Below are 20,394 nucleotides of genomic sequence, written 5' to 3'. Positions count from 1 at the left end.
CATTGCTAATTGCTAATTGCTAATTGCTAATTGCTAATTGCTGAGTACTATGAGCTACTAGCGATTAACTATTAGCTGGCCAGCGCTTCCTGAATTGCTTTATTGTAAATTACACGACCTGGTGTAGTGTATATATACTGAGTAATTACTTCTCCTTGAGCGTCTTCTCTAACTCGACGATACTTGTACAACAAAGTCCGGCTACCATCTCCATTTGTGATCACTTCTTGTGGCTCATTGTCTGGCTGATCTGCCTCCATCTCGCCTTCATAGCGGACGTAGACATAGGCATGTAGATCGACTTGCTCTTGCTCGTAAGCCATAATTACATCATCTAAAGAAGCAAAGTAGCGTCCTGCACCCTTTGTGGCATGGGGATTTTCCGCTGTTAAGTAATACGCTCCTAAAACCATATCTTGGCTAGGCGTGATAATTGGTCTACCTGTAGCTGGTGACAAAATATTGTTAGAAGCCAGCATCAACAATCGTGCTTCCGCCTGACTTTCCAAAGATAACGGTACGTGTACCGCCATTTGGTCACCATCAAAGTCAGCGTTAAATGCCGGACATACGAGTGGGTGTAATTGGATCGCTCTTCCTTCCACCAAAATTGGTTCAAAAGCTTGAATACCCAAGCGGTGCAAGGTGGGAGCACGGTTAAGCAAAACTGGGTGGCCTTCAATTACTTCTTCCAATACATCCCAAACACTGGGATCAGAACGAGAAATTAATTTTTTCGCAGCTTTAATATTGTTCACCATGCCACTGCGAATTAAGCGGTGGATGACAAATGGCTGGAATAGCTCAATTGCCATTTCCCGTGGCAAACCACACTGGTGGATATTCAGTTTTGGCCCCACCACAATTACAGAACGTCCGGAGTAGTCTACCCGTTTACCCAACAAGTTTTGCCGGAAACGCCCTTGTTTACCTTCAATAATGTCTGACAGTGATTTCAGTGGTCGATTATTTGCCCCTACCACTGTCCGTCCGCGACGTCCATTATCAATCAAAGCGTCTACTGCTTCTTGAAGCATCCGCTTTTCGTTGCGAACGATAATTTCTGGAGCCAAAATTTCTTGCAGGCGTGCCAGACGATTATTACGGTTAATTACCCGTCGATATAAATCGTTTAAGTCACTAGTAGCAAATCGCCCACCATCAAGCTGCACCATCGGGCGCAAATCTGGGGGAATAACAGGAATTACTGTCATCACCATCCACTCTGGTTTAGAGCCTGTAGCAATGAAGTTGTCTATTACCCGCAGACGCTTAATTAGCTTTGCCCGTTTTTGACCTTTAGCGATGGTGATTTCCTCGCGCAAGCTTTCAGCTTCTTGTTCTAAATTGATGTCAGCAAGTAGGCGCAACAGTGCCTCCGCACCAATACCTACTTCAACACCTTGCAATGTGGAATCTTCGCTGTAAATTTGATCCTCAATTTCCAGCCACTGATCTTCACTAAGTAGCTGTTTATAGCTTAAGGTTTCAGCATTACCAGGACTAAGTACAACATAAGAATTGAAATATACAATTTGCTCGACATCCCGCAGAGGCATATCTAGCAGGATAGAAATATAACTGGGAATCCCTTTGAGATACCAAACATGGGCTACAGGTGCAGCAAGTTTAATGTAGCCCATTCGGTGACGACGAACTCGCGATTCTGTGACTTCAACCCCACAGCGTTCGCAAACAATGCCACGGTGACGTACTCTTTTATACTTGCCACAGTGGCATTCCCAATCTTTAGCCGGGCCAAAAATGCGCTCGCAAAATAAGCCATCCATTTCTGGCTTGAGAGTCCGGTAGTTAATCGTTTCGGGTTTGGTAACTTCGCCGACAAGCTGACCGTTAGGCAGTGTTCTTTCACCCCACTGACGAATACGTTCTGGCGATGCCAAACCGATTTTTACGTAGTCAAACTGATTAGTTTGGGCGTGTCTCATCTGTTTTAGTGCTGCGTTCTAAGTTATAAATTCACTTAATTTGCACGGGCATTGCAAACCGTGCTGGTAGGAATATTCAGTTTTTCAGAGGTTAGGGTTTAGAGGCTGGGTGTCAGTTATCAGTTATCAGTTTCCTTTCTTGTTAACTGTTCCCTAGCCCTTAGCCCTTAGCCCCTATTTACTCTTCTTCTTCCAGTGACTCGCGGCTTAAAGATTCATAGGTTGGCCTTGGAGGTGTGCGACGGGCGTTGTTATCTGCCATCAAATCGACTTCCGCATCTACGGTGCTGCCATCTGATTGTGTCTCCACTTTATGGACGGCAATATCCAACCCTAAAGATTGCAATTCTCGCATCAACACTTTGAAGGACTCTGGTGTTCCTGGGCGAGGAATTGCTTTACCTTTAACAATCGCATTCAATGCTTCGTTACGCCCTTGCATATCGTCGGATTTGACTGTGAGTAACTCTTGCAAGGTGTAAGCTGCACCAAAGGCTTCCAATGCCCACACTTCCATTTCTCCAAATCGCTGTCCACCTTGTTGTGCTTTTCCACCCAAAGGCTGTTGGGTAACCAAGGAGTAAGGGCCTGTAGAACGAGCGTGGATCTTGTCGTCTACTAGGTGTACTAACTTCAGCATATAAGCCACACCCACAGTCACCGGACGGTCAAAGGGTTCGCCAGTACGTCCGTCATACACTAAGATTTTGCCGGGATCGTCCGGGTTAAATACCCAGTTTCTACCTGTTTCGTCTCTGGCTTCTTGTAATTTGCCGTGTACTATCGAACGGGATGCTTCTTCGCCGTACATTTCGTCAAAAGGCGTAATCTTAAACCGCACTCCCATGTTTTGACCAGCCCATCCCAATAGACACTCAAATACCTGACCGACGTTCATCCGGCTGGGTACACCCAAGGGATTGAGCACAATATCTACTGGTGAGCCATCGGGTAAGTAGGGCATATCTTCCATCGGCAAAATCTTGGAAATAATCCCTTTATTTCCGTGGCGTCCTGCCATTTTGTCACCAACTTGGATTTTGCGCTTCTGAGCTACGTATACCCGCACCACCATGTTGGCTCCCGGTGGCAATTCATCGCCTTGCTCGCGGGTAAAAAGACGTACATCAACTACGCGTCCTTTTTCTCCGTTGGGTACGCGCAGGGAGTTATCCCGTACATCTCTAGCCTTTTCACCGAAAATTGCTCGCAGCAGTTTTTCTTCTGGCGGTTGGTCAGATTCACCTTTGGGGGTAACTTTACCGACTAAGATATCTCCAGCTTCTACCCATGCACCGATGCGGATAATTCCCTGCTCATCCAAATTTCGCAGTGCATCTTCACCAACGTTGGGAATTTCTCTGGTGATTTCTTCTGGGCCGAGTTTTGTTTGTCTGGCTTCAATTTCATATTTTTCAATGTGAATTGAAGTGTAGATATCATCCTGTACCAGTCTTTCGGAAATTAAAATTGCGTCTTCGTAGTTGTAGCCTTCCCAAGGCATATAGGCGACGATGATATTTTGACCTAGTGCTAACTCTCCACCTTCGGTAGAAGAGCCATCTGCCAACACTTGACCGGCAACAACCCGTTCACCTATACGTACCAATGGTTTTTGGTTGAGGCAGGTGTCTTGGTTGGAACGCTGGTATTTAGAAAGTGTGTACTCTTGTTCGGGAGTGTTGGGTTTGGGGCGCACGCGAATCTTGGTGGCATCTACGTAAGTGACTTCTCCGTCGGTACGGCTGATAATCACCATCCCGGAGTCCCGCGCTCCCTGTGCTTCTAATCCAGTACCTACCAATGGACGCTCTGGTTTGAGCAGGGGTACTGCCTGCCGTTGCATATTCGATCCCATCAAAGCGCGGTTGGCGTCATCATGTTCCAAAAAGGGAATCATGCTCGTAGCCACCGACACTATTTGCACTGGAGAGACTGCGATATAGTCTACTTGTTCTGGTGTTGTGGTTGCCCAATCCTGGCGATAGCGTACAGGTACTTGTGGCCCAATCAGGTGACCATTTTCATCAATTGGCGCATCTCCAGCCGCCACCCGGAAGTCGTCTTCTTCGTCGGCAGTCATATAGGCTGGTTGCAAGTCGAATCTGACACGCCCGTTTTCTACAGGACGGAAGGGCGTTTCCAAGAAACCGTACTGATTTACCCGTGCGTGGGTTGCCAGAGAACCGATCAAACCAGCGTTTGGCCCTTCTGGGGTTTCAATCGGACAAATACGTCCGTAGTGGGAGGGGTGAATGTCTCGCACGGCAAAGCCAGCGCGTTCGCGAGTTAAACCACCAGGCCCCAGGGCAGAAAGACGACGTTTATGGGTCAATTCTGCTAGGGGGTTGGTTTGATCCATGAACTGGGACAATTGGCTGGAACCGAAGAATTCTTTAATTGCCGCTACTAAAGGTTTGGGGTTAACTAAGGAAGCGGGTGTCAAGGCTTCGGCATCAGATACGGTCATTCTTTCCCGGATAATTCTCTCTAGGCGATTTAAGCCTACTCGTACCTGGTTTTGTAGGAGTTCACCAACGCTTCTCACCCGACGATTTCCGAGGTGGTCAATGTCGTCAGTGCTACCAATATCGTATTCCAAGTTAATCAAGTAATCTACCGCAGCCAAGATGTCTTGGGGAGTAAGTACTCGTACTGTCTCTGGGACTTGCAGGCGTAGTTTTTTGTTGAGTTTGTATCTTCCTACACGTCCCAAGTCATAGCGTTTGGGGTCGAAGAAACGGGAGTCAAGAAGCTGTTGTCCGCCCAAAACTGTAGGTGGTTCACCGGGGCGTAGTTTGCGATACAACTCCATCAAAGCTTCTTCTTCGGAGAATTGCCCTTCTTTTTCAATGGTTTTTTGGAAATACTCTGGGTGACGCAGGGCATCAAAGATTTCGTTATCTGACAAGCCCAATGCTTTCAGCAATACCTGGGCTGAGAGTTTGCGGGTTTTGTCGATGCGAACCCACACCAAGTCGTTACGGTCTGTTTCAAATTTCAGCCATGCTCCCCGGTTAGGAATTAAACTAGCTGAATAAGTACGCCGCCCGTTTTTGTCAATTTCGGATTTGTAATAAACTCCAGGCGATCGCACGATCTGGTTGACGATCACACGTTCGGCACCGTTAATAATAAACGTACCGCGCTCTGTCATCAGAGGCAGATCTCCGATAAATACTTCTTGCTCTTTAATTTCCCCCGTTTCTTTATTAATTAAACGCGTAGGTACATACATTTGAACAGCATAAGTGCTATCCCGCCTTTTTGCTTCTTCTACGCTGTACTTTGGCTCCTTGAGTTTGTAATTCTGACCTAAAAAGTGTAGCTCTAGTTTGCCAGTATAGTCAGTAATCGGACTAAAGGAGTTAAGTTCTTCTATGAGCCCTTCCTCTAAGAACCAACGAAAGCTAGAACGCTGGATCTCAATTAAGTCGGGCAACAAAAAGGCGGGTTCCATAATAGTTTCGTTAGTCATGCCTCTACCTTTGTCAACCTGGTTAAAATTGTGGGTGTGTGGGAACTTCTCCTGACACCATCTGCTAGGTGCAGGTGCAGGCAAACGGAGCAATTAGACTTGGAAAAAGCAATTTTGGCAAGAGGGCAATTGACCTCTGTAAGGACAACAGTTGCCAAAATTTTGCGATTTGCTTAACTTTTAAGAGTAGCTGGTTTAGCGTCGCCAAAATATGTTTTGCTTTTATCACTTCACCCTCCAAAACCGCGCTGTTTCAGCTACGCAGTTCTTTTGCTGTTGCCTTCAATTAAGTTCCTGTCTTTACTATCCAGAGCGATGATATTCTAATACTGAGGGAGTAATGTGCCAAGCTTGCTGTTTGTCCGTGTTGCTTGATTTTGATGGGTGGTATTCACAGGAAAATACTTTTATAAAATAAATTTGTATTGCTTTAAATTTAGATTTTTGCTACCTCAAAACTAAATATCTTCTCTACCTACTATGGAAAAGGCTTGTCATAGATTTATAGCATTGCCTTTAAGTCTTAGGAGGATAGTTAAGCAAAATTGGTACAACTGAAGTAGAGATGTTATGTTAGCTGTTGCCTCCTTAAACATTATGGCGTAAGGAAACCTATTTTGGAGGCAATAATCTTATCATATTTTTGCCTTCCTAATAAATAATGTTTTTTCACATCCTTCAAAAGCCCATTTATAACTGCGCTTTTACAGTGCCAAGCCGAATAATTCACAAGCATTTTTAGTAGTGAGAGATGCGATCGCATCAGTCGTTTCTCCTCGCAGACGGGCTACTTGTTCGGCTACATAACGAACATAGGCAGGTTCGTTACGCCGTTCGCCTCGTTTGGGAACTGGAGCTAAAAACGGACAGTCTGTTTCGATTAACAGGCGATCACTTCTAACAACAACAGCAGATTCTTGGATTGGCTTGGCATTTTTGAAGGTAACAGTGCCACTAAAGCTAATGTAAAAGCCTAAGTCAACAAACCATTGAGTCTCCTCTGGTGTTCCGCCCCAGCAGTGCATTACACCCCGCAAACTTTCGCCTTTGAGATTTTTCCATCTTCCCAGCACTTGCCTTACCTCTGCTGCTGCGTTACGGCAGTGGATAATCACTGGTAAATTTAGTTCAGTTGCGATCGCAAGCTGCGCCTCAAACACCATAATTTGATGTTCGTAGTTCTCAGCTTTGTAAAAATCCAGTCCTGTTTCCCCAATTGCTACTACTTTAGAATCGGAACGAGCTAATGAGCTAATTTCATCTGCGGTTTGATGATGCCACTTATCTGCATCTAAAGGATGTAACCCTACAGCAAAGCTAATTTCAGGAAAACGTTTAGCTAGAGCCTGAATGCTGGAAAATTCTGTTGGCTCAACACAGGAATGTACTAAACGCACAACACCCGCTTCTTGCCACCGCGATCGTACTGTTTCTAAGTCTGACTGGAAAAGGTCAAAGTTTATGTGAACGTGGGTGTCGATTAGCTGCATTTTAGTCATTAGTCATTTTTTAGTAGGGGCGGGTTTTACTGATAATCTTGCCATTTAAACTGATAATTTATCTTCTAAACCCGCCCGTACAGTAGAGACGCGATTAATCGCGTCTATATAATTATTCACTAGTCAAAAGTCAAGAGCATGAATGACTGCTGACTGCTGAATTTTGACTATTGTGCAGTTGCTGCTGTTTGCGTTTTGGCTTTGAATTTACGAGCTAATCTTGATTTTTTTCTAGCTCCATTATTGGGATGAAGAACACCTCGCTTCACGGCTTTATCGATTTTGCTATAAGCTTCCGACATTCGAGCCAGTGCCTCTTGCTGGGCTTCTGGGGTAGGGTTGGCTGCATAGGTTTCAACAGCAGAAAGGTATTTCTTCATCAGCGTCTTTACCGCTGATTTATAAGATTTGTTGCGCAAACGATTGCGTTCTGCGATTTTGGCGCGTTTCAGAGCAGACTTTGTATTCGCCACAGTCAATTCCAGAAAGACTATAATATATGTACACACACTACTAGATTTACTAATATAGCATCCAGAACGCCAATGTTAGGATTGCCGAGAAAAAAGTTGCGCTTGAGTTTTTTAACCCACCCAATTTATGGCTAGTGCTGCCATAAGTGTGAGCAGTGACTCCACATCTGAGAATGGGTTGGTATAAGACAATGTGGATGCCTGAACTGGATGCAATAAATTTTTCTTCTTTCCCAAACCAGCAATTTACAAATTTTCCACTTCACAAATTCCTTTTTAATTGCTCCAGTTCTGGGAATATGACTTAGATTGCGTCAACTGTGATTATACACTTGCGTCAGCTAAAACTAACGGCTGTTTTCTTGGGACTCGGTATTACCTATATATCACACGCTTAAATCTTTCTGCCGCATTAAGAACTTTCATGTTTCCCTGTTGGCGAGACCAATGAGACGCTCTTCGAGCATCCAAAAATGCATTGTATTTATCTCCTAATTTTCTCAAAGCCATGGCACGACCAAGATAAGCAACCGCATAACTTGAGTTGTAATGGAGTGCTAGATTATAAGCTGAAACGGCTTTTTGGTACTCTCTTCGATTATAGTGTTCAAAACCCTCTTTTAAATAAGCAGCCGCAAGTTTGGGATTGCTGATTGAATTGGGAGCTGGAGTTACTCTTTGGTGTTGTATCCGATCTCGCATTTGCTGCTCTATCGACATTGCTGGTGCATTTATTGGAGGTGGCATCTGTGGTTGGGAGATGAAAGGATCGAACTGTGCCTGAGCCTTGCTGCTCAAATTTGTTAACGGTACTAAAGACGCCAGCATAATCCAAACGTGTTTGAGCTTGCTCATAGTTTCTTCCTCGCCAAAACACTGTGATAAGATATCACTCCGCAGGCTAACCTCCTACGAGGTTTCAACATATTACTCAGAAACACAAATAAACTAAATTATGAGGGGATATTCTCCATCAAATCAGCCAAATTTGGCTAATTATTCAACAATTTTTAATTTAATACCCTTTGACTTGAAGGAGGATGTAAGAGGTGGGGTATAGGAGAAATAGCTTTTTCATGCTTGGTGATGATTTTTTTCATCGCGGCTGCCTTCAAACCGGATATAAGCCCAAAAACATTTAGCTTCACAATTCTTAATCTCAAATAGCCACCCTTCTCCACTGACAGGAGTCACACAATCCAATAGGCTAATTTAAAGTGGATTTTTTAGCGTGCTCTAGTGATGGACACAATAGTCCTCAGTAGTTAACAATTACCTATAAATAACTATAAGTAAAATGGCTCTAAAAATTGTCGAAAGTTTTGATAGTAGTTTTGCTCTCAAACCAGAAGCTAAAGAGTTAATTGCTAATGGCTAATAGCAGAGGATCAAAAGAATTAGCAATTTATTATTTACTCGCTAAAAATACTAACTTTGAAATTTTTAATTTGATTTATGTCAACTGAAACAAATATTCTTTCTTTAGCAAGTCTAGAATATATTCCTTGTATTGATGATTATGGTCAATTACCTGAAAATTTTCAAGGTCGAATCGGGGTCTATGCGATTTTTGACCAGAAAAAAATACTGCAATATGTAGGATATTCTCGTGATGTTTATCTCAGTCTTAAGCAGCATTTAGTACGTCAACCACAAAAGTGTTATTGGATAAAAATTCAAACAATTGAACGTCCGAGTCGCACAGTATTAGAAAATATTGAGAAGGCATGGATTGAAGAAAATGGTAGTGTGCCTGTGGGAAATAAAGATGAGAAAGAAAAATGGACACAGCCAATAGATGCCAAAGTCTCAATGACACCAGAAGAGAATACAAATTATGAGAATTCTATTGATGAAATGGCAAAAACTAAAATTATTAAAAATGTGGCGCGGCGAGTAGAGGCAGAAATTTTAAAAGTTTTAGAGGAGCGCGGATTGCAAGCACAAGTTAGATTTAATCCGAAGTTGAAGGAAGAAGGATTACTAGATTTGAAATAAATCTATTTGCATTCAAAGATTGAAAACAGGAGCTAGGTCAAGCATAAATCCAGGTAGTACAGATTCTCCTGGTAAAGTGGGTGGAGTTTGTTCAGAAAAGTAAAAGGTTTCTACATCTTGATTTGGACGGTAAATTTCCACTAAGGGAGTGTAGGGATAGATTAACCAACCCAAGCAAAGTCCGTTGGCTAGGTAATCGCACTTTAAGCGTGCTATTACGTAAGCACCAAGTTGAGATTGCTTGATAGATAACCCTGAATCGCTGTCCCTACTGATAATTTTTTCCTTTTCCACAATCCACAACATTGACCAACTTTGCCAGTCCGCTTCAAATGTGTTGTTATGCCGCATCTGGAGCAGAATTTCCTACTATCCCAAACGTTACCGCAAATCCTCCTTGTCAAGTAAAACTTGACAAGGATGTCGGCAACTATGTAAAGTAATACTTGACAAAGAACAGACAAAGCCATGAAAAACCGACTGAAAGAACTTCGACAACTGCACAAGTGGTCACAATCTGACCTTGCTAGGGAATTAGGAGTCAGTCGTCAGGCGGTCAATGGTTTTGAATCTGGCAAGTTTGACCCCAGCCTAGATATGGCTTTTAAAATTGCTAGTCTGTTCAAAGTTGCACTTGAAGACGTTTTCATCTACGAGGTGAAAAATTCTATGCAAACACTTGTTGAGCGATTCAAAAATTACTTTGGTTTCGAGTTTGGTTACGAGAGGTTTACTGAAAAGGCAATCAACGCAGTTAAGTTTGCACGAAATGAGGCAGCACGTTCGCACAAATCACAAGTCGAGCCAGAACATCTGCTGGCTGGCTTGTTGGCTGATCCAACCACAACAAGTGCTCGTTTACTTCGAGTAAATGGCATGACGCTGGTCATCGAAACCAATGAGCATTCTTTTGAATCCTGTGAGAACCCGAGATTTAGCCGAGAGAGTAAATTTGTTCTAGAGCTTGCCTTGCAAGTCGTTCGGCTTCAAGGTAAGAACTCTATTGGGACTGAACATCTGTTGTGGGGTTTACTCCGTCTGGCTGAAACAGACAAGACTAGTTGCAGCGACCTGTTTCAAGGATACGAAATTGATCTCGAAGCCCTAAACAATCAACTAGCACAAACGGTCTAAAGTCAGACCAAAAACTGACTGAGGCTACCTACTAGATGTCCGGATTTTGGTAGGTAACTTTTGTTTTTCACCTTATCAACAAATCTCGCTCCTATACTTAGGTTGTTGACCAATGGCGTATACCCTGGAGTTTTCGCGTCTGGAGAGGTAAAGGAACTACTTCACTCGCACAGTTGTGATTAAAACTAGTAAAGGATTCATCCTTGGGCTGACTTTGGCGCATCGGATTGAATTTCTAGATGCTATATGAGAAATATACAGCGATGGTGAGAGCGCGATCGCACAAAAAAACAACAACTCTTATATGGAAGTGAAGTGTAAATTTCCTAACAGTAGACTTGAGAAATTTTACACATCGCGCTAGTCTTCATTATCGTGACTGCACGCTATTAATAGAGGCGATGACAAATCAATCCTCTCCGCAAATTCCTTCCTGTACTTGGAGTCGTCCCATTGGTTTAGGTTGGGACAAGCCCTACACCGTCCGCTATGCTAGTAATGTTGATGATGGGCCTTGGCATGGAATGCCTTTAGGCGGTTTTGGTGCGGGTTGTATCGGCCGTTCTTCGCGGGGAGATTTTAATCTGTGGCATATCGACGGTGGCGAACATATCTTCAAAAATATTCCCGCCTGTCAATTCAGTGTATTTGAGTCAGATGGCACATCTTCCCAAGCTTATGCTCTGTGTACAGAAGCTCCGGAAGATAGCAGCCTGCAAGCATGGCAGTGGTATTCAACAAGTAAAGACGGCGTAAGTGGTACTTACCATGCTCTTTATCCCCGCAGTTGGTTTGTTTATGAAGGGGTATATAATACCCAGTTAACCTGCGAGCAATTTTCGCCTATTTGGGCGAATAACTACCAAGAAACTAGCTATCCTGTGGCGGTATTTCTGTGGACTGTACGTAACCCGACAAATGCACCTATTACTTTGAGTATTATGCTCACCTGGCAGAATATGGTAGGTTGGTTTACTAATGCCTTGAAATCTCCGGAGATAAGGTTGCGGGATGATGGTAGCCCAGTGTACGAATATCAGCCGCGCTTGAATGAAAGTAAGGATAATTTTAACGAGTTCTTTGAAGATACTGAATATATCGGCTGTATTTTAGATCGCTTAGGTATAGGCGAAGCAGTTGAAGAAGGAGAGGGACAGTGGTGTATTGCCACACGCAAAGATCCGAATATGGAAATCTTTCACCACAGCCGTTGGAATCCAGTTGGTACGGGTGAAGATGTATGGGAAAGCTTTGCACAAAATGGTTCTCTGCCTAACTATATAAATAAAACTCCAGCAAAGGAAGATGAGCAGATAGGAGCAGCACTTGCTGTGCGCTTCACTGTGCAGCCAGGTGCAACATTGCAAATTCCTTTTGTTCTGACGTGGGATTTTCCTGTGACTGAATTTGCGGCTGGCATTAAATATGACCGCAGATATACAGACTTTTTTGGTAATAACGGCAAGAATGCTTGGGCGATCGCATCTACTGCGCTACAACAATATCAAATCTGGCAACAGCAGATTCAAGCTTGGCAACAACCTATTCTTGAGCGTGCAGACTTACCAGACTGGTTCAAAATAGCTTTATTTAATGAGCTTTACGATCTTACTGCTGGCGGTACTCTTTGGAGTGCAGCATCAGAGCGTGATCCAATTGGTCAATTTGCAGTGCTAGAATGCTTGGACTATCGCTGGTACGAGAGTCTTGATGTCAGATTATATGGTTCTTTTGGACTGTTAATACTTTTCCCAGAGTTGGAGAAAGCTGTAATTCGTGCTTTTGCACGGGCGATTCCTAAAAGTGACGATCGCCGCCGCGTTATTGGCTACTATTACACCATTGGCGCAGAAAGCCCTATGGCTGTTCGCAAGGTAGCAGGTGCAACGCCTCACGACTTGGGCGCTCCCAATGAACACGTTTGGGAAAAGACAAATTACACGAGCTACCAAGATTGTAATCTGTGGAAAGATTTAGGTAGTGACTTTGTTTTGCAGGTATACCGCGATTTTCTCCTCACTGGTGCGGATGATGTGCAATTTCTGGCAGACTGCTGGAATGCCATTGTGGAAACCCTCAACTATCTAAAGACTTTTGACAAAGATGGAGATGGAATTCCGGAAAATTCCGGTGCGCCCGATCAAACTTTTGATGACTGGCGACTATGGGGAGTAAGTGCTTATTGCGGTGGGTTGTGGTTGGCAGCTTTGGAAGCTGCGATCGCAATTTGTGATGTTTTGATGACAAAAGGTCAAGGTACAGAAAATACACAAAAGCTATTAGAGCAAAAATCTATCTACGAAGCATGGTTAAAACAATCTCGCCCAATCTATGAAGAGAAACTTTGGAATGGGCAGTATTACAGACTCGACAGTGACAGTGGCTCGGATGTAGTGATGGCAGATCAATTGTGCGGACAATTCTATGCACGTTTGTTGGGGTTGCCTGATATTGTTGGGAGCGATCGCGCTTTGTCTGCTTTGAAAACTATTTACGATGCTTGCTTTCTCAAGTTTAATCATGGCAAGTTTGGTGCTGCTAACGGACTCAAGCGTGATGGTTCACCAGAAAATCCTCAAGCTACCCATCCTTTAGAAGTGTGGACAGGGATAAATTTTGGTTTGGCAGCATTTTTAGTGCAAATGGGAATGAAAGATGAAGCCATGAATCTAACAAAAGCGGTAGTCCAACAAATTTATGACAATGGGCTACAATTCCGTACACCTGAAGCTATTACTGCGGTTGGAACTTTTCGTGCCAGTACTTATCTACGGGCAATGGCAATTTGGGGAATTTATTTAGTCATTAGTCATTAGTCATTGGTCATTATTAAAAGGGAATAGGGAACAGAGAATAGGATTGGGAAAATGTTTGTTATTCTCCTTGTTCCCTTGTCTCCTTGTCTCCCACTCCCAAGATTTTTTTGATCGCCCGGGCATAAAAGTCCGGTTTTTCATTGCAATTGATTGTAATTGACTAATATGAATTCTCAAACAATAGTAACTAATCTCTTTTATCTGGCTGCTTTTTCGGACAACTATTATGTTGTATTTTACTGAAAAAGTGGTAGTACAGCAAAATTTTCCTCAGTATAAACGTAACAAAGTTAACTAATGATTCTGGTGATTTTTCCGGAAGAGCTAATACAAACAACGAGTTCAATTTTGGTTTTGAAGTCTCCATCTCAAAATTTTCTGTTTCCGAATCAGTATTTTACTTGTAGCTCTAGGGACATTAGCAATTATTACCAGTAAAAAATTTAAATGTTAACAAGTTATGACATCAACACTCTATTTCTCATCTTTTTTGCGTAAATATGAATTTCTCTTTTTTCTTTAAAAGAGAATATTTTTTACTTAAATAGCAATGCTTACTAACACACATGAAAAACAGCTAATTTTAGCAATTTTGATGAAAAACTATTCAAAATAACTGGGTATTAAGCATTGGACAATGGAACTTTTAAACCTTCGTAGTAGAAAAAGCAATAACACAAATCAAAAGGAAGCGAGCAGTGATGAAAAATAAAAAAAGATGTGCTTTTCAAAAGTTATTATTATGAGGCAAAGTGCTTCAATCAAAGAAGTTTTGAACTGTCTGAAATGCAAATATACGCTTCAAAAACTAAATTCATCAGCTTACACAGATATCAAAACAATGAACTCGTACTCATCGTCAGGAGTTCAACGAGAGCAGGTTTGTACAACTAACCAACGCTCTCCCACTCCACAAATGACTATCCTAAAGTTTTTAAGGAGAGTCGCAGGAAATTCAATCCTTCTATCGGACTTTAGTCAAATTTGGGTGATGCATGAGTTTCAACTAGGTGATGATTTAGCTAGTTATACTCCCGATCAACAAATAGAAGATAGTAGAAATTTTCTTTTCCTGGTTTGTAAAGGTAGAGTGCGGCTTTTGGGATTTGACACAAGCATTGGGCGAGAAGTATCAACTCACTTACTATTGGCAGAGCAAACCTTTGGAGTAGATGATTTATTCTACTATCAGCCTTTACCTTACCGGGCAGTTGCAGCTAGTGATGGTTTCATAGCATATATTTGCTTGGATAGTCTCAAACAGTGGTTAGAGCAGCTTCCCGATTTGAATGATTATTTACAACAAGCTACTTATGAGCGACAAGCGTTAATTTTCTTCAAAACTGCTACTGAATTACGTTCACACACCAGTCATACTTTACAAAAGCTTGTATCTCACTTAGTAAAAACAAAGATAAGTGCTGGCTCATCTTTGGTAGAAGTAACTTCTTCTTTAGAGGGACGCTTTTGGTTGGTACATGGAAAGATTAGCAGTTCTTCCACAGAAACTCAACCACCAATGGTAGGAGAAAGTTGGGACAACCCTAATCTCGCAATTCCAAATTGGACTGCTGGAACAGAACTCGTAACATACCATGTTTCTAAAGAAAATTGGGAATCAGTAGCTGCGATCGCTCCAGAAATATCTCTCACCAGACAGGAAGAACAGGACAAGGGAAAAGAGGACACGGGGGCAAGGGGACAAGGGGACACGGGTAATCTAGAGGATACAAAAGCACTCTCATCAACAGAGATTGACTTTTGTGTAACTAGAAACCAGCATCGCTTGGCTAAAAGGTTTTGGCGTCGCTATCCTTTTATTGGGCAGCAAGATTCATCAGATTGCGGTGCAGCGTGTTTGGCAATGATTAGCCTTTATTGGGGTAAACGCTTGAGCTTGACTACGCTGCGAAACTTTGCACAAACCAACCGCACAGGTACATCTTTAACTGCTTTAGCAGATGCAGCAGAAGTTGTGGGATATGATACATTACCAGTCAGAGCTTCATTGAGCAAGCTAGAGTTGCAAGCCAAACCATGGATTGCTCACTGGCAAGGAATTCACTTTGTGGTTGTTTGGCGAGTCAAAGGCGATCGCGTGTTAATTTCCGATCCGGCAATCGGTAAGCGATCGCTACACAAAGCAGAGTTTGAAGCAAATTGGACAGGATATGCACTGCTTTTATTTCCTACTGAACGTCTCGAAGCCAAACAAAGTAAAAAAACTTCTTTTGGTAGCTTTTGGTATACATTTTGGCATCAACGCCAGCTACTGGGGCAAATAATTCTGGCTTCAGTACTGCTACAAGTTTTTGCACTAGCAGTTCCCATAATTAGCCAAGTTGTGCTGGATCGAGTATTGCCATACAAAAGTTTGCTTGCTCTGAATGTTTTTGCTATTTGTTTCCTGTTTTTCGGCTTTTGGCGAATTACCATCCAAGCAGTACGCCAATACCTACTCGATTATCTCTCCAACCATATGGATCTTGCTGAACTCAGCAGTTTTATGAGCCACATATTGCGCTTGCCATTGCAGTTTTTCGCATCGCGCCAGGTGGGAGATATTATTACTCGCATTCAAGAAAATCGCAAAATTCAACTGTTTTTTGCCAAACAAGCTATAGTTACCACCCTAGATGCTTTGATGGTGGTTGCCTACCTGGGATTAATGGTGTATTACAACTTACGCCTTACTTGCATGGTAGTGGGTTTAATTCTGTTAATTGCGATTTTGACTGTCGCAGCTAATCCATTCCTCAAAAATTTATCGCGAGAACTGTTGCACAAATCGGCAGCGCAAAATTCTGCACTAGTAGAAATTGTCGCTGGTATTGCTACAGTCAAAGCTGCCGCAACCGAAAATCTAATGCGTTGGCGCTGGGAAGAACGCTTAACAAGTATGGTACAGACGCGGTTTCGCGCTCAAAAGTTAGCAAATAACTTGCAACTTGCAACTAGTTTGAGCAATCATCTCGGTACTACGGCATTGTTTTGGTATGGAGCGACATTGGTGATCAATGAGGAGATGTCGGTTGGTCAGTTTGTTGCCTTTAGTATGATGGTTGGTGGTATAGTCAAACCTGTTTTGGCTTTGGTGGGGTTGTGGGATGATTTTCAAGAAGTAGCAATTTCTCTTGAGCATCTAAATGATGTTTTAGCCACCCAACCAGAAGCGAATCTACAAAAACTGCCACTGGAGTTACCCCAGATTCGCGGTGATGTGCATTTTGAGAATGTTAGTTTCCTTTACAATACCGATGCGGAATCTAACACTCTACAAGATATTTCCTTTCAGGTAAAAGCAGGACAAACAATTGCTGTTGTTGGTGCTAGTGGCTCTGGTAAAAGTACTTTAGTAAATTTACTTGTAGGTTTATATCGTCCTCACAGTGGACGGGTTTTGATTGATGGGTATGATATTGCCAATGTTTCTCCCCAGTCTTTGCGAAATCAATTAGGCGTGGTGCCGCAAGATATTTTTTTGTTTACAGGCACCATTTTAGAAAATATTACATTATTCAACTCAGAGATTTCCCTGGAGCAAGCGATCGCTGCTGCCAAACTTACAGAAGCACACAGTTTTATCCAAGCTTTACCTTTGGGCTACAACACCCGTGTGGGAGAAGGAGCCATGATGCTCTCAGGTAAGCAGCGACAAAGAATAGCGATCGCCCGCGCCCTGGTGAGGAAGCCACGCATTTTAATTTTGGATGAAGCTACCACTTATTTAGATGCAGAATCAGAACAAAGATTTTACAAAAACCTAGTTCGATTTAATCATCTCAACAATACTTATACAGATGAAGCTATTACCAAATTTATTATTACTCATCGTATTTCTACTATTAGTTATGCCGACTATATTCTCGTTTTAGACCAAGGTATTCTCGTTGAACAAGGTACTCATCAACAACTAATGGGAATCCGCAGTCTTTATTACCACTTATTTCAACAGCAATCACATCTGCGATCACACTTATACTGACCATAATATTACATCAATAAACTAAAAATAATTCCATATAAATACGAGCATAAACTGCGACTCTCTTTTCAAGAGATTGCTTAAAATTTTATTTCTACCAAAGCATAATTAGCTACTTTTTATTTGGTAAATTATGCTTTAAGTAGATTTTATTATATTTTTGTACCTATATAGTCAGTAGAGAAAAAAATCTACTTAAAGACTGTATTGTTGATAACTTTTTGTCGGAAATAACTAGTTAATTTTTAAGCAAAATTAACAACAAGTTTACTGTAATTTCGCAATCAAATGTTAACTTGAAAGTGCTATCAGATAAGCCATTTACTGGTTTAGCACAGATAAAGCTTCACCATCACCTGTAAAAACATTATCAAAATTTATGGAAGGCTAAAATTGTTAGATGACTATATGTATAGTCAGGACTTTAGGCTGTTTATTTACATAGTTAATAGTAAAACTTCCTAAAAAGGTATGAAAAATAAAAGCCAAAAAGAAATAGTAGGTGAGGGGCGAAACCCCTACAGTATTTAACACTTGTGGACAAAATGGAAATTGTATAATACTTAATTAAATAGAAGAACAAATTCAGTGCATTAAACTTACAAGAAATGCCAACACCGCAGATGACAATCAAAGGAAAAAATAGTATAAGTACAAATGTTGTTCTTACATAGTGTGGATGACTATTTTGTCATAGATCTTGTAGAACAAACATTATTACTTAACACACTCCTAAGTATCGGTGTACATCAAAACATCTACATGACCAGGGAAAGTAATTGAATTAAGAGAGTCAGCCCAAATTTCCGAGGACAAACTGCATCTACCAAGAGCCAAACGGAGACTTTTTCATACAAGTCAAAGGACATGATTCAAGGTAAAATTTTGCCTCAGTCACTGCCTTATCAAAGCTAAAGCTACAGTCAGGTTTCCGATTTTAGGTCAGCTCATGGACAGAATCATCAGGTCAAATGCAGTCAAAACCTCAAGCCAATTAGGGAGTTTAACGATTAATATGCAGGATGTGCATCCCTGTTCTAATCAAGCCCCCGAAATGGCACTAATCTGTGGAGGTAGTATCGCTTCGATAATTAAGGAGCAATCACAAAAGTTGCCCTCAATAGCAGCGTTTCCCAAGCTACCTACAAATGCCACACCCTTACAGGCAACAGCTACAAGTACGGGTAATTGCTCTATATCCTTACAGAAAATGCTAGAGCAAACGCCTTCAGTTCTTCCTCGTATAGTTTTGCTATGCAGTTTAGCTTTTTTGGCGACTGTAATGGCTTGGGCTTTTACGGGAAAGATTAAACAAGTCGGTCAAGTCAGAGGAAAATTTATATCACTAGGAGAGCTTCATCAATTTCAGCCACAGGATTTTGACAAAGCAGTTGAGGTTGCGGTTAAAACTAGTCAAGGGGTAACAAAATTAGAAACCGAACAGTTGGCTGGTAACTTAGACACTAAGAAGCAGCAAGTTAAGGAAACTCAAACAGTTGCTACTAAACAAGCTACTCTCAAGACAATTGCTTCTCCTCAAATTCCCTTAGCACAGTTACAAACCGAAATTACCGAAACTAAAACTTTGCTCAACAAAGTTAAGGCTGAACCAGAACCGAGATTTCTCAATATTCCAATAGATAGGGTTGTAAATCCTTTTAACAAGCCCAGTGCTAACACAATAGCTCAACCCAAAAAATCTATTGGTGAAATCACTTCTAGCGATACATCCCTTGCTCTGGTGATTAGCCTGCCTTACCAAAACATAGACTTTGTCAAAAAAGGAGACAAAGTACAAATCAAACTAGATGCTGATGAGTACAGACAGCCATCAGCACAAGGTAAAGCCAGACAACAGAACGCCATTGAATTTCAAGAGCAAAATATTCTCTCAGGCACAATTGTATCAATCTCTGGTAATGCCCAACCTGATCACAAATTTGGTTGGGTGTATTCGGCTGAAGTAGCTCTAGATCCGGATCAAATCATCAATTTAAAAGCAGGACAATCAGCTACTGCCCAAATCATTTACCAGCGTCGCATTTGTGATCTGTTCCTGGAACCAATTAGGGAACAAAAAACCTAGAGAGTAATTTATAAATTCCAATTGCGCTCCAAAATCACCACATAACTGACAAACTGATTTATTTTATTGAAGGCAACGAATACCATGCATCAGAACATTACTAACAATTTCGACAAGTCAATTAACCCAGAACAGCTCGATCAAGTAGTTGAAGCAATTCTTGCAGGCAAGTATTCCTGGGCTTGTGTATTAATGCTGCGGTTTGCTGGCTACAATCCTTTACACTACATTCCTTACCGCACCTATAACCGATTGATTAAAGAAAACTCACAAATCAAGAGAGCTAGCCAACAACGCAATGAAAATCTTAAACTAGCCGCTTTACCCTCTGAGAAAAAGACTGATAGCTCTAAATCACAAAGCTGCTTAAGCAAAATCAAAGATCTTGCTTATCTAGAGGTAGTTGGCAAGAAAAAAACAGAAATTCGAGGTGGTAGTTCGGATCGCTGGCTAGCTACTCAAATCAACGAACATCAATCAATTAAGTCTGATTTTAATTCAGATCACACTCAAGACTCATCATTCAAATTCTCTGCATTTAACTAAAATATCTTTTGAGTCACCAGATGATTGAAGTTTGTTGATGAAGTTAGCGATCGCTATATAAGTAAATATCCCCGACTTCTTGAAGAAGGCGGGGATCTATGTTTTTTTAACCTTGAAATCATTCTGCCAAAGTGGCAAATTAATTATGAACATTAGGAATATTATAAATAACAAGTACAAGATAGCTGCTTGAAGTAAAAATTATAAGTAAGGAGAAAACTCTAAAATACATAAAACTGATTTTTTAATTACTCAAATTGTTAAGAAGTAAAATTCTCCTTTACTCCGGTTTCCAAGAGTCAGACCGTACTGTTGGTGGTTATTTTTCTGAATTAGTCTAAGCATTGCTAATAAAACTTTCAACATCGGGGTGGGTGTTGCTAAGTTCCTAAAAAGTTAATGTTTAAAAGCAAAACTTTCACGGAAAAAG

General features: G+C 41.6%; 12 protein-coding genes. 6 read left to right on the top strand and 6 right to left on the bottom strand.

Annotation, left to right across the window (positions count from 1 at the left end):
• Nucleotides 1-71 precede the first annotated feature (71 nt).
• From QUB80_RS19430 to QUB80_RS19410, 5 genes are all read right to left on the bottom strand, one after another.
• On the bottom strand, nt 72-1,949 hold the full coding sequence (locus tag QUB80_RS19430) for a DNA-directed RNA polymerase subunit gamma (RefSeq protein ID WP_289791154.1): 1,878 nt from the start codon (nt 1,947-1,949) through the stop codon (nt 72-74).
• Nucleotides 1,950-2,127: 178 nt separating this feature from the next.
• The gene (gene rpoB, locus QUB80_RS19425) at nt 2,128-5,427 is read right to left on the bottom strand and encodes a DNA-directed RNA polymerase subunit beta (RefSeq protein WP_289791153.1); all 3,300 of its coding nucleotides are present in this window, start codon (nt 5,425-5,427) and stop codon (nt 2,128-2,130) included.
• Between the two features lie 704 nt (nt 5,428-6,131).
• A complete protein-coding gene (locus QUB80_RS19420) occupies nt 6,132-6,917 on the bottom strand; it encodes a TatD family hydrolase (RefSeq protein WP_289791239.1) in 786 nt (261 codons plus the stop codon).
• A gap of 176 nt (nt 6,918-7,093) precedes the next feature.
• Nucleotides 7,094-7,399 (bottom strand): 30S ribosomal protein S20, encoded by a 306-nt coding sequence (gene rpsT / locus QUB80_RS19415; RefSeq protein WP_289791152.1) that lies wholly within the window; start codon nt 7,397-7,399, stop codon nt 7,094-7,096.
• A 375-nt stretch (nt 7,400-7,774) separates the two neighbouring features.
• The gene (locus tag QUB80_RS19410; RefSeq protein WP_289791151.1) at nt 7,775-8,254 is read right to left on the bottom strand and encodes a tetratricopeptide repeat protein; all 480 of its coding nucleotides are present in this window, start codon (nt 8,252-8,254) and stop codon (nt 7,775-7,777) included.
• 600 nt (nt 8,255-8,854) lie between these two features.
• On the opposite strand from QUB80_RS19410, the gene QUB80_RS19405 reads away from it, so the two are divergent.
• Nucleotides 8,855-9,397, top strand: coding sequence for a GIY-YIG nuclease family protein (locus tag QUB80_RS19405; RefSeq protein ID WP_289791150.1), 543 nt, complete (start codon nt 8,855-8,857; stop codon nt 9,395-9,397).
• Nucleotides 9,398-9,409: 12 nt separating this feature from the next.
• On the opposite strand, the gene QUB80_RS19400 is transcribed toward QUB80_RS19405, so the two are convergent.
• The gene (locus QUB80_RS19400; RefSeq protein ID WP_289791149.1) at nt 9,410-9,748 is read right to left on the bottom strand and encodes a PDDEXK family nuclease; all 339 of its coding nucleotides are present in this window, start codon (nt 9,746-9,748) and stop codon (nt 9,410-9,412) included.
• A gap of 117 nt (nt 9,749-9,865) precedes the next feature.
• On the opposite strand from QUB80_RS19400, the gene QUB80_RS19395 reads away from it, so the two are divergent.
• The 5 genes from QUB80_RS19395 (at nt 9,866) to QUB80_RS19375 (ending at nt 19,964) form a co-directional block, all read left to right on the top strand.
• Nucleotides 9,866-10,531 carry a helix-turn-helix transcriptional regulator gene (locus tag QUB80_RS19395; RefSeq protein WP_289791148.1) on the top strand — a complete coding sequence of 222 codons (666 nt, stop codon included), beginning with the start codon at nt 9,866-9,868 and terminating at the stop codon, nt 10,529-10,531.
• 401 nt (nt 10,532-10,932) lie between these two features.
• A complete protein-coding gene (locus QUB80_RS19390) occupies nt 10,933-13,347 on the top strand; it encodes a GH116 family glycosyl hydrolase (RefSeq protein WP_289791147.1) in 2,415 nt (804 codons plus the stop codon).
• 841 nt (nt 13,348-14,188) lie between these two features.
• On the top strand, nt 14,189-17,332 hold the full coding sequence (locus QUB80_RS19385; RefSeq protein ID WP_289791146.1) for an ABC transporter transmembrane domain-containing protein: 3,144 nt from the start codon (nt 14,189-14,191) through the stop codon (nt 17,330-17,332).
• A 949-nt stretch (nt 17,333-18,281) separates the two neighbouring features.
• On the top strand, nt 18,282-19,418 hold the full coding sequence (locus tag QUB80_RS19380; protein WP_289791145.1) for an HlyD family secretion protein: 1,137 nt from the start codon (nt 18,282-18,284) through the stop codon (nt 19,416-19,418).
• A gap of 84 nt (nt 19,419-19,502) precedes the next feature.
• The gene (locus QUB80_RS19375; protein WP_289791144.1) at nt 19,503-19,964 is read left to right on the top strand and encodes a HetP family heterocyst commitment protein; all 462 of its coding nucleotides are present in this window, start codon (nt 19,503-19,505) and stop codon (nt 19,962-19,964) included.
• The last annotated feature ends 430 nt before the right edge of the window (nt 19,965-20,394 follow it).

This window comes from Chlorogloeopsis sp. ULAP01, assembly GCF_030381805.1.
Classification (GTDB): domain Bacteria; phylum Cyanobacteriota; class Cyanobacteriia; order Cyanobacteriales; family Nostocaceae; genus Chlorogloeopsis.
This window is presented reverse-complemented; position numbering and strand designations above follow the sequence as displayed.